12 protein-coding genes are annotated in these 16,447 nt (G+C 39.1%); 7 read left to right on the forward strand and 5 right to left on the reverse strand.

What is annotated here, in order from left to right; translation table 11 throughout:
* The first annotated feature begins 7 nt into the window (after nt 1–7).
* On the forward strand, nt 8–634 hold the full coding sequence (locus tag AS4_RS03505; protein WP_096733165.1) for an FMN-binding negative transcriptional regulator: 627 nt from the start codon (nt 8–10) through the stop codon (nt 632–634).
* Between the two features lie 221 nt (nt 635–855).
* On the opposite strand, the gene AS4_RS03510 is transcribed toward AS4_RS03505, so the two are convergent.
* The 5 genes from AS4_RS03510 to AS4_RS03530 form a co-directional block, all read right to left on the reverse strand.
* A complete protein-coding gene (locus tag AS4_RS03510) occupies nt 856–2,637 on the reverse strand; it encodes an acyl-CoA dehydrogenase C-terminal domain-containing protein (RefSeq protein WP_096733166.1) in 1,782 nt (593 codons plus the stop codon).
* A gap of 192 nt (nt 2,638–2,829) precedes the next feature.
* A complete protein-coding gene (locus tag AS4_RS03515; RefSeq protein ID WP_096735473.1) occupies nt 2,830–4,632 on the reverse strand; it encodes an acyl-CoA dehydrogenase C-terminal domain-containing protein in 1,803 nt (600 codons plus the stop codon).
* A gap of 471 nt (nt 4,633–5,103) precedes the next feature.
* Nucleotides 5,104–5,622, reverse strand: a complete 519-nt coding sequence (locus AS4_RS03520; RefSeq protein ID WP_096733168.1) for a hypothetical protein — start codon at nt 5,620–5,622, stop codon at nt 5,104–5,106.
* Nucleotides 5,623–5,860: 238 nt separating this feature from the next.
* Nucleotides 5,861–7,507, reverse strand: a complete 1,647-nt coding sequence (locus tag AS4_RS03525; RefSeq protein WP_096733169.1) for an acyl-CoA synthetase — start codon at nt 7,505–7,507, stop codon at nt 5,861–5,863.
* A gap of 233 nt (nt 7,508–7,740) precedes the next feature.
* Nucleotides 7,741–8,796 (reverse strand): AraC family transcriptional regulator, encoded by a 1,056-nt coding sequence (locus AS4_RS03530; RefSeq protein WP_167468927.1) that lies wholly within the window; start codon nt 8,794–8,796, stop codon nt 7,741–7,743.
* 136 nt (nt 8,797–8,932) lie between these two features.
* Here AS4_RS03530 and AS4_RS03535 point away from each other — a divergent pair, with 136 nt between their 5' ends.
* From AS4_RS03535 to AS4_RS03560, 6 genes are all read left to right on the forward strand, one after another.
* Entirely contained in the window at nt 8,933–10,687 is a 1,755-nt protein-coding gene (locus AS4_RS03535; RefSeq protein ID WP_096733173.1) for a neutral/alkaline non-lysosomal ceramidase N-terminal domain-containing protein, read from the forward strand.
* Nucleotides 10,688–10,699: 12 nt separating this feature from the next.
* The gene (locus AS4_RS03540) at nt 10,700–12,013 is read left to right on the forward strand and encodes a D-arabinono-1,4-lactone oxidase (RefSeq protein WP_096733175.1); all 1,314 of its coding nucleotides are present in this window, start codon (nt 10,700–10,702) and stop codon (nt 12,011–12,013) included.
* Between the two features lie 51 nt (nt 12,014–12,064).
* On the forward strand, nt 12,065–13,225 hold the full coding sequence (locus AS4_RS03545; protein WP_096733176.1) for an alanine racemase: 1,161 nt from the start codon (nt 12,065–12,067) through the stop codon (nt 13,223–13,225).
* A 219-nt stretch (nt 13,226–13,444) separates the two neighbouring features.
* Nucleotides 13,445–15,367, forward strand: a complete 1,923-nt coding sequence (thrS, locus tag AS4_RS03550) for a threonine--tRNA ligase (protein ID WP_004723075.1) — start codon at nt 13,445–13,447, stop codon at nt 15,365–15,367.
* A 5-nt stretch (nt 15,368–15,372) separates the two neighbouring features.
* Nucleotides 15,373–15,924 (forward strand): translation initiation factor IF-3, encoded by a 552-nt coding sequence (gene infC / locus AS4_RS03555; RefSeq protein WP_081401514.1) that lies wholly within the window; start codon nt 15,373–15,375, stop codon nt 15,922–15,924.
* An 88-nt stretch (nt 15,925–16,012) separates the two neighbouring features.
* The gene (locus tag AS4_RS03560) at nt 16,013–16,345 is read left to right on the forward strand and encodes a DUF7709 family protein (protein WP_096733178.1); all 333 of its coding nucleotides are present in this window, start codon (nt 16,013–16,015) and stop codon (nt 16,343–16,345) included.
* The last annotated feature ends 102 nt before the right edge of the window (nt 16,346–16,447 follow it).

Raw genomic sequence — 16,447 nt, forward strand, 5'->3', positions numbered from 1 at the left:
ATAAAACATGTATCTTCCTACTCATTTTAAACAAGAGAATCTCCCTGAACTTTTCGATTTAATTGAAAAAAATCCATTGGGAAGTTTGATGGTTACTTATGACGGTGAAATTGAAGCGAACCATATCCCTTTTGAATTGGATCGGTCAGCTGGCAAGTCTGGATTGTTACGTGGGCATATCGCCAAAGCCAATCCATTATTTACCTTGTTAGAACAGGTTCAATCGGCTTATGTGATTTTTCATGCTGAGCAAAGTTATATTTCACCGAATTGGTATCCAGGGAAATTTGAGCATCATCGGGAAGTACCGACATGGAACTATCGTGTTGTGCATGTGAAGGGAGCAATCCGAAAAATAGAAGATGAAAAATATTTGCGGGGTATTCTGGCGCGATTGACTCGTCAGCATGAAGCACCGCAGGCGGTACCTTGGAAAATGGGGGATGCGCCCAATGATTATATCGCTGCTTTATTACAGGAAATTGTGGCGATTGAAATCGAAATAGATTCAATCGTAGGGAAATTTAAAGTCAGTCAAAATCGCAGTACTGTGGATGCCACAAGTGCCGCAAATGCTTTACAAAACCAATCTCCAGAGATGGCTGAATCGATTCGGAAGTTTTATCCAAGGTAATACTATACGATGCTACTTGATTTATATTGTGATCAACTTTTATAGCCACACGATATAATTGCACCATCCTTGATTTTAAGATGCATAGAAAAGCAAACCTAACGGCTTTATGACATTCAAGAGATATAGATCAGTAGGTGTTCTAAAAAAAGCATCAGTTGCAAATAAAAAAACGCCCGAATCATCGGGCGTTTTATGTCTTATTTCAATTGATGATGAAATTAAGCCTGATTCGTAAAATAATCTTCGCTGAAATTCATAATAACTTCTGCACCTGCTTTGATTTTAGCAACACGTGCATTTAAATCAGGCAAGAGGCGTTGGATGAAGTAATGAGTCAATGCAAGTTTGTCTTGATAGAATTGACCTTGCTTATTTTTTGCAGCATTGGCAATACGAGCAAACATATAAGAGAAGCTTAATAAGCCAACAACATGCAGATACTCTACTGCCGCAGCATTTGCGAAATCAGCATTTTCTTTTGCACGTTCTAAAATATGCTGCGTAATCATATCGACTTCAGTTGCAATATCTAAAGTCGCATCTTTAATGAAGTTTAAGTCGGTATCAAGACCATTGGCAAAATCACGGATCTCTTCAATATATTCAGCAATGAATTCACCATTACATTTAATTGTTTTACGACCAATTAAATCTTGTGACTGAACGCCGTTGGTACCTTCATAGATTTGCGCGATACGTAAGTCACGCACACATTGTTCCATGCCCCATTCACGAATATAGCCATGACCACCAAACACCATTTGCGCATCGATTGCAGCATTAAACGCGGTGTCTGTTAAATAGGCTTTGGCAATTGGCGTCAATAATGCAACACGATTATTTGCCTTCGCAATAGCTTCAGGATCGGTTGAAAATTTAGTAATGTCGAGTTGTTGACCTACATAGACTGCAAATGCACGAGAAGCTTCATTGTTGGCACGTGCATTGAGTAACATGCGACGTACATCACCATGTACAAGGATGCTGTCAGCAGGTTTGTTTGGAGATTTAACACCTGTTGCACTACGGCCTTGTACGCGATCAGTCGCATACTGTGCTGCATTTTGGTATGCATATTCAGAAGCACCTAGGCCTTGAATACCCATCGACAAACGTTCGTAATTCATCATCACGAACATAGCTGCAAGCCCTTCATTTTCTTTACCAACAAGGAAACCTTTGGCTGCATCAAAGTTCATGACACATGTTGCAGACGCTTTGATTCCCATTTTGTGTTCAATTGAACCAGGACCCGCTGTATTACGTTCGCCCAATGAACCGTCAGCATTGACGAGGAATTTAGGCACGATAAAGAGTGAGATACCACGTGAACCCGCAGGTGCATCAGGTGTTTTTGCTAAAACAAGATGAATGATGTTGTCAGCAAGATCGTGATCACCACCAGTAATAAAGATTTTAGTACCAGTAATGTTATACGTACCATCTTGGTTAGGTTCAGCTTTAGTTTTGATGATCCCTAAATCTGTACCTGCATGAGGTTCAGTTAAACACATCGTACCAGACCATTCACCTGAATAGATTTTAGGTAAATAGGTTTCTTTCTGTTCTTGAGATGCATAGCTGTTTAACGCCATACCAGCACCGACAGAGAGAAGCGGGTAGAGCATGAATGATGGATTGGTAGCAAATAACATTTCATCTGCAAGTACAGTCAGCATTTTTGGCATTGCCTGACCGCCCCATTCCTCTTCAGCACCTAGGCCAATCCAACCGCCTTCAGCGTATTGTTGGAATGCTTCTTTAAAACCAGCAGGTGTCGTGACTTTGCCATTTTCATAATGAGCGCCTTCTTCATCACCTGTACGGTTTAAAGGAAGCGTAACATTTTGTGCAAATTTAGCCATTTCTTCTAAAATTGCTTCAGCCGTTGCCGCATCAACATGTGCAAGCTTTTCGTTGGCTTGCCAGAATTGCTCTGCATTGAAAACGTCATTCAGAATGAATTTCATATCTGCAAGTGGCGCATTATAAATTGGCATGTTCGTTCACCTGTTTATTGTTTGAATCTGTAGACTTAGATCAGTTTAACCAACAAGCATGTATGTTGTTAGATGGTCTAAGTAAATAACGCTCTATTTATAAAGAAAAAGGACTGCCAAAGCTATGACCGTCCTTTCTCTATTTCTGCACTCTTGAGTACAGTTTTCTAAATACCTAGCTCGGCATTCTACTTAGAATGCAAAGTCTTCAGCATCTAATGACATCAATGGATCTAAGCCACCCGCGATCACGTCAACATGTGAACGAACGCGTGGTAAGATTTTTTTGAAGTAGAAACGAGCAGTCTTAATTTTTGCATTATAGAAGCCAGTTTCAGTAGAGCCTTCAGCAAGTTTTTGTTGAGCAACAAGCGCCATACGAGCCCATAAGAATGCAAGTGTTACATAACCGGAGAAGTATAGGTAGTCAACCGCAGCTGCGCCTACTTCATCTGGATTTTGCATAGCTTTCATACCGATTTGCATGGTTAAATCACCCCACTCTTTGTTAAGAGCAGCAAGTGGTTCAACAAATTCTTTCAGGTCAGCATTGTCTTTGTTTGCTTCTGCAAATTTATGGATGATCTTGGTGAAGTCTTTCAACATCGCACCTTGCGTACCTAATACTTTACGGCCTAACAAATCAAGTGCTTGGATTTCAGTTGTACCTTCGTATAAGCAAGAGATACGTGTATCACGTACAATTTGCTCCATACCGTGTTCAGAAATAAAGCCGTGACCACCAAATACTTGTACACCATGCTTCGCTGATTCAGAACCTGTCTCAGTTAAGAATGCTTTTGCAATCGGTGTTAATAATGACAAGATATTGTCGGCAAATTTACGATCTTCTTCAGTAACACCTTGCTCTACAATATCTGCATATTGAGATAAGAAGTAAACCAATGCACGACCACCTTCAGCAAAGGCTTTTTGTGTCATCAACATGTTACGTACAGCTGGGTGAACAATGATCGGATCAGCTTCTTTCTCTGGTGCTTTAGGACCAGAAAGTGAACGCATTGCCAAACGATCTTTCGCATATGCAAGTGCACCTTGGAAAGAAGATTCAGATGCTGTTAAACCTTGAACAGCAGTACCAATACGCGCAGTGTTCATGAAGGTAAACATTGCATGTAAACCACGGTTTTCAGGCCCAATCAAGAAACCTTTTGCGTTATCAAAATTGATCACACAAGTTGCGTTACCGTGGATACCCATTTTGTGTTCGATTGAACCACAACGAACTGCATTACGGTCTGCAATAGAGCCATCTGCATTTACATTGAACTTAGGTACGATGAATAACGAGATACCTTTAGTGCCTTTAGGTGCGCCTGGTAGACGAGCCAAAACGATGTGAACGATGTTGTCCGCCATATCGTGTTCACCAGCAGAGATAAAGATTTTCTCGCCAGAGATTGCGTAACTACCATCTGCTTGTGGCTCAGCTTTAGAACGGATAATCCCTAAGTCAGAACCTGCATGAGATTCTGTTAAACACATGGTACCAGTCCACTCACCTGAAACAAGTTTAGGTAAATATGTTGCTTTTTGCTCAGCAGAACCATGATGCTCGATTGTACGAACCGCACCATGTGAAAGACCAGGGTACATACCCCATGCCCAGTTTGCTGCACCTACCATTTCAGAAATAGCTGTTGCTAAAGAACCAGGTAAACCTTGACCGCCATGTTCTTCTGGAACTGAAAGAGAAGGGAAGCCTAATTCTACATATTTGTCATAGGCTGCTTTAAAGCCTGTAGGCGTAGTCACTACACCATCATTCCATTTACAGCCTTCACTGTCACCGATTTGGTTAAGTGGAGATAATTCATTTTCACAGAAATCCGCGCCAGCTTCTAAATATTGATCAATCAATTCACGGCTTACGGTTTCTTGGAATGCAGGGAGTTTCGCGTAATGTTCTTCAGCATTTAATAATTCATGCAAAACGAAGTGCATATCACGTAAGGGTGCTTTGTATTGTGGCATATCGGTTTCCTCAATACTGGTTAAACCAGATTTATAATCTTCATAAATACGATGTGTGTCTTCTATGACACATATTTGTTCCGCTACATCGTGCAACATCTTATAGTGACGTACAAGTATTTCATGGTTATTTCTCTGTGACTGTAAAGTCAAAGAAAAAAGGATTGAAAGCTGTAAGTGCATTGAGTGTAAACACTTTTCATTGAAAAATAAGGATACAAATAGTCAAAATCGTAAAAACTTGTGTCCAATAAAATGGCAGTCAAAATATGACGGAAATGCCATTTATATTTTTAAAATGTAGCGAAAAGATTGAAGTGCAGACTTGATTTTGAATGAGACGTGATTGAATGTGTGGTTAAAACTACAGTTATTGAGAATGTTTTTAGTATTTAAATGCAATATGACTCTAAATGATTTAAACCAATAAATGCACTGCATGTTTTGTTAATGGTGATATTTTTATGGCAATCACTCGCCCCAAAGCCGATCCACAATGTCTTCTACCGAATATTCAAAGTATCGTCCTGCTTGATCTTTATTGCGTTGAAACAATTGATGCTTAAATGCTTTAAAATTGAGTTTTAAAAAGTTATAGAAATACCCGCCTGAGAAAATGGTGCGGAGGTAAAAAGCATTGATGAATTCATTTGCATGTTGAGTATTAAAATCTGGGCTTTTAATCCGCTGGACGATTTCAGTAAGTTCTTGTTTTGAAATATTGTGGATGATTTTAGGCTCAGGTAGGCAAATATCAAAGCTTAAATTTTCGATGCCTTCGGCTTCCCACCACTCCCAAAGATCATATTGAGAAATGTCTTTACTGGTAATTTCTGTGAGCTTTTCACTGAGCTTTTGATATTCAAGCGAATCTTCATCACCAAACTTATCGCAATAGTCGGTGTAATTAGCAAGCAATTCGAGCACAGTTGGATAAAGTTGTTGTGCTGTTTCAAAATCGGGTTCTATTTCTGTACGAAGTCTATTCATCGTTTGCTATGTTTAAATGATCAAAAAGTTTTAATGGTGCTATCAATAAGCGACAAGAAAAGCATAATTTCTAAAATGAAGTCGAGAAATGAGAAATGAAAGTTTTAAGCCCATTTTCAATAATTTATCTCACTCTTTCATCAATTTACCTTACTCGCCAGTATGACCTTTTAAATAAAAACAGTCGTTTATTTTTACTGAGAAGAGGAAGGTAAATTGGATAATTTAAACGGGTAGGCTAATTAAACTCACCCACTGAGCGCTCTTTTGCCCAGTCGCGTAAGATAAATTTTTGCAATTTACCTGTCGATGTTTTTGGAATCTCACAAATCACCACATTTTTAGGGACTTTAAAGCGTGCCAAATGCTGTTTGCAGAATTCAATCACCTCTTCAGGTGTGGTTTCAGCACCTTGTTTAAGTTCAATAAAGGCACAAGGAACCTCTTGCCAACGCGGATCGGGTTGCGCAACCACAGCCGCAGTCATAATTGCGGGGTGAGTATAAAGAACCTCTTCAACTTCTAAAGATGAGATATTTTCACCACCTGAAATAATGATGTCTTTTGAGCGGTCCATAATTTTTGCATAACCATCAGGTTGGCAGACCGCTAAATCACCCGTATGAAACCAACCACCTTTAAAGGCTTCTTCTGTGGCTTTGGTATTTTTTAAATAGCCTTTCATAACAATGTTGCCACGGAACATAATTTCTCCCATGGTCTTGCCGTCATTAGGCACAGGTTGCATTGTTTCAGCATCCAACACACGCATACCATCTTGTAATGGATAAGGTACACCTTGACGCGAGTGTAATTGTGCTTGCTCTTGAATAGACAGGTCACTCCAACCTGCTTGTGATGCACATAATGCAGAAGGGCCATAAGTTTCAGTGAGACCGTAGACATGATTGACTTGAATACCAATATGATGCATTCCTTCAATAATTGCCGCAGGCGGTGCAGCACCAGCCACCATTACTTCTACATGATGTTCAAATTTAATTTGTTGTTCTTTCGGGGTGTTGATCAACATCGACAAGACAATCGGTGCACCACAGAAATAGTCAACTTTGTATTGATCAATGAGTTGATAAACTAACTCAGGATCAATTTTACGTAAGCAGATATTGGTACCGCCATTGGCTGCAACAGTCCAAGCAAAACACCAGCCATTGCAATGGAATAGCGGAAGTGTCCATAAATATTTACAACGTGGTGTCATACCACAGGCGATGATATTACTGGCCGCATTGATATAAGCACCGCGATGGTGATAAACCACACCTTTCGGATTGCCTGTAGTGCCAGAGGTATAATTTAGACTAATCGCATCCCATTCATCCTGAGGTAAATGCCACTCAAAATCTACATCGCCGCCTTTTAGCCATTCCTCATATTCAATTTGACCAATACGTGCTGTAGCATCATTGTTTTCGTATTCCTCATCTGCAACATCAATGATATAGATCTGTTGAGCAATAAGCGCTACCGCTTCTTTAGCCAAAGCCGCAAATTCAGGGTCAACCAAAAGAACTTTGGTTTCAGCATGCTCTAACATAAACGCAATGGTTTTGGCATCTAAACGAGTATTCAGGGTATTTAAAACAGCACCAGCCATAGGGACTGCAAAATGCGCTTCGACCATCGCAGGGATATTGGGTAAAAGAACTGAAACAGTATCGTTTTTTTGAATCCCAAGATTTTGTAATTGATGGGCAAATTGACGACAACGTGTATAGGTGTCACGCCAAGAGATATGACGAGCACCATGTACAATCGCATCTTGATTTGGATAAATGTAGGCTGCACGCTCTAGGTAACGTAAAGGTGATAATGCTACAAAGTTTGCAGGGGTGCGCGGTAATTGATCATATGCACTAACCATGTTTAGCTCCATCTATATTTATTCTAATTTCCATGTTTAAAAGATATGCATAAGCCTGTAAAAATGCATTTAGGCTTTAGTCGAGTATCTAATTTAAATATTCATCATTATACATCGTTACATTTATTGAAATGTTTTGGGATATTTAATTTATTGAATTAAATTAACATTTTTCAATATTGCTGTAAATATTAATCCTAGTTTGTTCATAATCTTATTTAAAATCCCGTTATTCAAATATGAATAACTGAACTCAGCAGTTTCGCTTTTTTGTATTCCGTTGGCGAAGATCCAGTCCATTTTTTAAACGCACGACGAAATTCCCTTAACTCACTAAAACCAAGGTTGAAACTGATTTCACTCATCGATTGATTTTCTTCAATCCATTGTTTGGCTTTTTTTTCTAATACCTGTTGCTTTAATAACTGAAAATTTAGCCCCTCATTGAGTAGTAAACGCCGTAAATGGCGTTCGCTAAAATGAAAATATTGCGCTGCTTGTTGCATATCAAAGCGTTCAGGTAGATGGCTTTCAATCAAATGTGCTAATACCTTTGCCAAACTGTGTTGATTCATTTGATCAAATTGTTTTAAAGCTTGATCACAAATCAGAATTGCACTTTGATAATTGACAGGGCTATAGTTTTTAAGACTTCTCGACAAGAGTGTTTTGTTAAATCGGATGATATTTTTAGTCGTTTTAAAATAAATTGGACAATTGAAAATTCTTTTATAATCATTAATATATGCTGAATGATCATAGCTAAGCTCCAGACTCACCAACTCATAGCTATCATCTAGCATCATATTGACACAGGTAATAATACTGGCAAAGACTTCATCACAGAAAAATGCTTTTAGCTCACCACAGTCACTCCGCTCAAAAAGTTCAATTTCACAATAATCATCAACAAGATTGACGGTTAAATCTAAGACACTGCCTGAAATAGGATGATAGTGTAGTGCGGTCTCCAATGCTTCAGCTACTGTTTTACAGGCTTGCATGGCAAAGCCCAAAATACCAATTGAAATCTGACCTTCACTACTGCCCAGCAATAAGCCTAAATTTTGTTGCTGGATATCTTTAAGCGCAAGATGAATAACCTCGCAGAGTTCTGAAAAAGCAACAAAACCATGTCCTTGGCGAATTTGTTCCAAGTCTAAATTTTGTGCTGCAAACCAATTGCCATATTGCCAGTGTTGTTGTTCTGCATAATGAATCAAACTCGTCAGTATCATTGGTGGAATATAAAATTGAGAATTGGCAATTTCCTTTTGCTGCAAGCTCATAAAGTCCGCTTCGCCCCCCATATTATTGTTGCTTTTACCCTAGTTGGTATCGCATATTTTTGATTAAGATTCAATCTACTTCTGGTATTCGCTGATATAAATTCGCTGACATAAAAAAGATAAAGGATGATCGCATATGTTTATGGTGGGTTGGGACAAACAAGAAATAAACATTCAGCCGCAAGGTTATGCCATGTTTGGTTATGGTATGTGGTCACATCGTGCTTATCAAAAACGTACAGCGTTGTTTGCTCGTACATTCACGATCCGTCGTTTAGCTTTAGAACAGCCCATTATTTTTTGTTGTCTGGATTTTGGTTGTATTACTTATGCGATCCGCAGTGGTGTTGTTGAGCGTTTAAAACATCAATTAGCTGACCAATTTAATGAACAGCATTTGGTCTTGATGGCAACCCATACTCATTCTGGCCCTGGCGGTTGTGCTTATGAAGCTTTATACAATATGCCAACCCCAGGTTTTGTACCAGAGCATGTCGAAGCTGTGGTAAATGCGGTCATGCTCAGTATCTCCAATGCCTTAGACACTGAAAAAGAAACTGAACTTCGTTATCAAAGTTGCCAATTCCCTGATGATATTCCAGTGGCATGGAATCGATCATTGCAGGCATATAATCGTAACCCTGATGTGATTCAAAGAACTGAAGCAGAAACCCATCTCGCCTTAAACCGTGAAATGCAATTAATCGGTTTTTATCGTGATGATCAATTATGTTCATTTATTTCATTATTTGGAGTGCATGCAACCTGTTTGAGTAGTCAACTCAAAGCCCATGATGGTGACAATAAAGGCTATGCTGCTGCGTTAAGTGAACACTATTTATTAACACAAGGTATTCCAAACCCTGTTGCCATTTTCGCACAAGCAACAGCAGGAGATGTATCGCCACATTTTCATGGCCCCAAACAAGATGCGATTCGCAATAAAATTAAGGGCGAAAGAGAATATCAATATGCTGAGCAAAATGGGCGTTATCAAAGTGAAATTGCGATTAAAGCACTGACTACACCGCTTGAAAAAAACACCAACAATACGATGGACGCATGTCTACTCCAAGGCAGTATCGATGCTGTTTTATCCTATGTAGATTTGAGTCAAGTCGATGTGCCAAGTGAATTTAGTCAGGGGATACAAGGCGCTAAAACCAGTGCCGCTTGTCATGGTGTCGGTTTCTTCGGGGGAACGCCTATAGATGGTAAGGGGACACCTACAGCAATTCTTAAAGTAATGTCTTTACTTGCTAAGCGAGTACGTAAGCAACGTTTAGCAAACTCGAATTCTCTGCGGTACAGCAAATATAAAGCGCTCTATGACTCACAATTCCCGAAAGAGATTGTTTTAGAAAGTCCGGATAATCAGTTGCTGGGTAAAAGTTTAGATTTTTCACCAAGCATTTTTGATCCTTTAATTGCAGAAATGAATCGCCAAGTTAAAGCCGGTGCCATTCAAGACAGCCCATTGGTTCCAAGTGTTGTTCCGCTACAGATTATCCAAATTGGTCAATTGGCTTTGATTTGTTGCCCCGGAGAAATTACCACAACAGCAGGGCAACGTGTAATTCAGACTGTGGCAAAACAGTTCTCAAAGCATCATGGTATTTCAAAGGTTGGTTTGGTGTCTTATTGCAATGATTATATGGGCTATATCACCACCAATGAAGAATATCAGCAACAAGCTTATGAAGGTGCACATACTTTATATGGTCAATGGACACATGCGGCAATTCAGTACAAATTTCAGCAATTGGCAACGCAGTTGAGTCTAGATAAATCTCAACGAGAATATGACCAAATCACACGCCCCGTAGCGATTCCACCACACGAAATTGAAAAAAGAACAAATCACGGCAATTTAAAAACGGCTGTACGCTAAAGGATGAGCATTATGAATCAATTGATTAATCAAGCACCGAACCAGCAAAAATTAAATCAGCAAAAATGGAACAATTGGTCGGGCTATCAACAGTCTCACCCTGAGCAGATTTTAAAGCCTGACAGTCTTGATGAGTTAAAACACATTGTCCAAACCCAAGCAAAGATTCGAGTGGTGGGAGCAGGGCATTCATTTACACCTTTGGTGAGTACCGATGCAACATTGCTGTCTTTGGATGGTCTTTATGGTGTGGATCAAGTCAAGACTGAATTTGCCCAAGCAAGTATCTGGGCAGGAACACGATTATTTAATTTAGGGCAATATTTAGAACCGATGCAGCAGTCTTTAATGCAACAGGGTGATATTGACCAGCAAAGTTTAGCTGGTGCTGTTTCAACGGGAACACATGGTACAGGTGTAGGCCTACATTGTATTTCAGGTTATGTACAAGCATTTGAATTACTCACCGCATCAGGAGAAATTCTTCATTGTAATCGCCATGAAAATCCAGATATTTTTGCTGCTGGGCGAGTGTCTTTAGGGAGCTTAGGGGTTTTGACTAAAATCACTATGCAGAATAAACCACGCTATAAACTTAAAGAGCAAGTTAGACTGTGTGCGGTCAAAGACTTTATTCAAAATATTGACCAATGGAAAGCACAACATCGGCATATTGAGTGTTTTGCATTTTCTCATGCAGATAAGTTGATTTTAAAAACCTTAGATATTACTGAAGATGAGATTCAACCACGCACTGAATCATGGCCATCTGAGGATACGTTATTAACCCTATGTTGCGAGTTAACCAAATCTTTTCCGGCATTGAACCCAAAACTACAAAAGCTCTTAGGCGTTTTTATTAAGCCAAGCACATTTGTTGATTGGTCAGGCAAGATTTTCCCGACACCGCGTGAAACGAAATTTAATGAAATGGAATATCAGATTCCAGTTGAATTGGGGGTGGAATGTTTACAAGCTGTTCTAGCAGGGCTTAAAAACTCAAAAGCACAAACCTTTTTTCCTGTGGAGTTTCGATTTGTCAAAGGTGATGATATTTGGTTGAGTCCGTTTTATCAGCGGGACTCTATTTCCATCTCAGTACACCAATATTATAAGCAAGCGCCTAGACAATTATTTGATGAAGTTGAGTCGATTTTGCAACATTATCAGGGGCGACCACATTGGGGGAAAATGCATAGTATGACAGCAACACAACTCAAAACCCTATACCCTAAGTGGGATGCGTTTATGCAGTTGAGAGAGCGGCTGGATCCAAGCAGAAAGTTTTTAAATCCTTATTTAGAAAGGTTATTCTTATCTGAATAAGGGATAAAATTAAGTGAATCGATAAATTAAAATAGACAATAAAGGTAGACTATGAACAACTTTTTTGAGCAATTAAATCGTGATTTAAAACAGTCAAATGGTGCATTGCCTCGATTAATTGTTGATGATCAGGCGCTTGAACAAAATCTACAGTACGTTGCCAAAAAGCTTAAATACGGAAGCCATTTGCAACCACGTATCGTGGTAAAGTCTTTGGCATGTTTAGCGTTATTAAAAACCATTAGTCTAAAGCTTTCGACTCAACGATTTATGGTGTTTCATATGCCACAGCTTTTACCAATCCTTGAGCACTTTTCGGATGTAGATGTGTTGTTTGGGAAACCGATGCCTGTAAGTACGGTTCAGCATTTTTATGCGATGAATCAAAATTGCAGACAAGCCGATATACAATGGTTAATTGACTCCAAAGCACGTTTATTACAGTATCTTGAGGTTGCAAAACAGTTTAGCTTAACGCTTAAAATCAATATTGAAATTGATGTGGGCTTGCATCGCGGTGGTGTTCGTTCCGATTTTGCACTCATCGAAATATTAAGATTGATTGAACAAAATCCTGAGCATTTAGTATTTGCTGGCTTGATGGGCTATGATGCCCATGTGACGAAGCTGCCTTCAGTGATTAAAAAGATTGATGTCGCGTATCGAGAGTCACAAGATATTTATCAAAATTATAAAAATATTATTCAACAGCAATTTCCACATTTATGGCGAACTGATCTTTGTTTTAATGGCGGTGGTAGTCCTACATTTTATCTTCATGTGGAGCAAAGTGTATGTAATGATCTTTCTTTTGGCTCTATGTTGCTTAAACCAAGTGACTTTGACAGCGATGGGTTAAGTGTTTTACAAGCTGCGCTATGGATTTCAACACCTGTTTTAAAAGTACTGCCATTTACCCAGTTACCTGGATTAGAAGTTTTAGATAAATTACCACATAGCTCTAAAGCCTTATTTGTTTATGGCGGATATTGGATGGCACATTATGTTTATCCGCGGGGGATTCATCCACACGCACTTTATGGGCGGAGTACCAATCAGGAAATGGTTAATGTGCCTAAAAACACTGAAATAGCTGTTGATGATTTTGTATTTTTAAGACCCACACAAAGCGAAGCAATTATTCCTCAATTTCATAAATTATATTGTTATAAAAATCGAGATTTTGAAGCGTGGGAAACCTTTAGAGAGTAATGCGCCAAAAAGAGGAAGTTGATGGATAATCAAAAGTACAATTTAAATCAGAATAAAGAATAATTTTAAGACAAAGGTTTATAAATATGCTGTAAAGGTGTAAAATTCGACACACTTTTATTTTGTTCCACCGATTTTATCTTGAGGATCTTCCTCGATCATAATCTCGCGGTGACATGCTCCATTGTACGGGGCATCACTCCTTAAGGATTTTTAAATATGCCTATTATCACATTGCCAAATGGCGATCAAAAAAGTTTTGATCAAGCTGTTTCCGTTATGGAAGTTGCTCAAAGTATTGGACCTGGACTGGCTAAAAATACAGTTGCTGGGAAAGTAAATGGTCGCTTAGTCGATGCAAGTGATTTAATTACCGAAGACTCAACCTTACAAATCATCACTCCAAAAGATCAAGACGGTGTAGAAATTATTCGTCACTCTTGTGCACACTTGGTGGGTCATGCGGTAAAACAACTCTTCCCTGAAGCAAAAATGGTGATTGGCCCTGTCATTGAAGAAGGTTTCTACTATGACATCTGGATGCCTCGTCCATTTACTTTAGATGATATGGCTGCAATCGAAGCGCGCATGAAAAAGCTCATCGATCAAGATTATGATGTCATTAAAAAAATGACACCTCGTGATGATGTGATTGCTGAGTTCACTGCACGTGGTGAAGATTATAAGTTACGTTTGATTGCTGACATGCCTGAAGAAACTCAAATGGGCTTGTACTATCATCAAGATTATTTAGATATGTGTCGTGGTCCACACGTACCGAATACTAAATTTTTAAAGTCATTCAAATTGACTAAAATCTCTGGCGCTTACTGGCGCGGTGATGCAAAGAATGAACAATTACAGCGTATTTATGGTACTGCTTGGGCAGACAAAAAAGAATTAGCAGCATATATCAAGCGTATTGAAGAAGCTGAAAAGCGTGACCATCGTAAAATTGGTAAAGCTTTAGATTTGTTCCATATGCAAGAAGAAGCACCAGGTATGGTGTTTTGGCATGCCAATGGTTGGACGATCTACCAAGTGCTTGAACAATACATGCGTAAAGTTCAACAGGACAACGGCTACCAAGAGATTAAAACACCACAAATTGTAGACTTCACTTTGTGGGAAAAATCGGGTCATGCTGCCAACTATGCAGAAAATATGTTTACGACACATTCAGAAAGTCGTAACTATGCGGTAAAACCAATGAACTGCCCATGTCACGTTCAAGTGTTTAACCAAGGTTTAAAATCTTACCGTGATCTTCCAATTCGTTTGGCAGAGTTTGGTTCATGCCATCGTAATGAGCCATCAGGTTCGTTACACGGGATTATGCGTGTACGTGGCTTTACTCAAGATGATGCACATATTTTCTGTACAACTGAACAAATTGGTAAAGAAGTTGCAGACTTTATTAAACTGACTTTAGATGTTTATAAAGATTTTGGCTTTGAAGAAGTTCAAATGAAATTGTCTACACGTCCTGAAAAACGTGTGGGTGCTGATGAACTTTGGGATGTTGCAGAAAAATCTTTAGCAGATGCTTTAGATGCTGCAAATCTTAAATGGGAAGAACAACCTGGAGAGGGTGCTTTCTACGGTCCGAAGATTGAATTTTCATTAAAAGACTGTTTAGGACGTATCTGGCAGTGCGGTACAATCCAGTGTGATTTTAACTTACCGTTACGTTTAGACGCTTCATATGTAACAGAAGATAACGATCGTGACCATCCTGTGATGTTACATCGTGCAATTCTTGGCAGTTTTGAGCGTTTTATTGGTATACTAATTGAACACTACGCAGGCTTTATGCCACCATGGTTGGCTCCAATCCAAACATGTGTCATGAATATTACGGATTCTCAAGCGGAAGCTTGTGAGCAAGTCGTCGCAAAACTCAAAGAAAATGGAATTCGAGCAATTTCAGACTTGAGAAATGAGAAAATCGGCTTTAAGATTCGTGAGCGTACACTAGAGCGTATTCCATACCTATTGGTACTTGGAGATCGAGAAGTAGAGGAAGGGACTGTGAATGTTCGTACTCGCTCTGGAAAAAATTTAGGTACTATGTCAATAGACGCATTTATTGACCTAGTGAAAGCAGCCGTAGCCGAACGCGGCCGGTATATTGTGGAGTAAGAAAGATTAAACAGCCTGACCGTAACCAACAACAAGGTGCTAAAAGTAATCGTCCTGCATTAAATGATGAGATCAAAGCGAAAGATGTGCGTCTCGTTGCTGCAGATGGAGAGCAAAAAGGCATCGTTTCACTTGCTGAAGCTTTGCGTGCTGCTGAAGAAGTTGATCTTGATCTTGTTGAGATCGTGGCGAATGCAGAGCCACCTGTTTGTAAAATCATGGATTTCAACAAACATTTATTTGACTTGAAGCAAAAGCAAAAAGATGCGAAAAAGAAACAGCATCAAGTTCAAGTGAAAGAAATTAAGTTGCGCCCTGGTACAGACGTTGGTGATTACAATGTTAAGTTGCGTGCTATTCTGAAGTTTCTTGAAGAAGGCAACAAAGTCAAAATTACTCTACGTTTCCGTGGTCGTGAAATGGCTCACCAACAGTTGGGTCTTGCACAATTGCAAAAAATTGAAGCAGACGTAGCAGAGTTTGGTATTGTTGAACAAGCACCAAAAATGGAAGGCCGTCAAATGGGTATGTTACTTGGACCTAAAAAGAAAAAGTAATTATTCATCTGTTAAAAAAGCACTGCATTAAGCAGTGCTTTTTTACGTTAAAATGCGGGTGAATCAATCTGAATCGAGTGGAGTTGATATGTCATCTATTCAAAATTCAAATGCGCTATCGAGTATTAACCAAAAAATTATTCAAGCAGGTGAGGTTTTGCCTGTGGTTAAGTTAAAGGATGGCAGCGCTGTACAAACTGGCACAGTGGCAACCATGTTGCATAATATCAATCTGTATAACTCAGGTTTACGTGGAGAGATTGAGCAAGAACTGATACTCGCGATCCCCACCTTAGTAAAAGTTGGTTTATTTGACTTATTTAATCCAGAGGAATGGATATTGGGAAACAATGCTGGTCGTAAATTTGTGGGTGAAAAGGCCAAAGAGTATTTAGATGCAATTGCTGAAGTAGATATTTGAAATTAATATCATGATATGAGAACTTACTATATTTAATAAAATGCAATAACATAATTTTAGAATAGATTATTAGAATAATCTCTTTTTATAGCATACTGAATC

Source organism: Acinetobacter guillouiae (genome assembly GCF_002370525.2).
GTDB classification, from domain to species: Bacteria; Pseudomonadota; Gammaproteobacteria; order Pseudomonadales; family Moraxellaceae; genus Acinetobacter; species Acinetobacter guillouiae.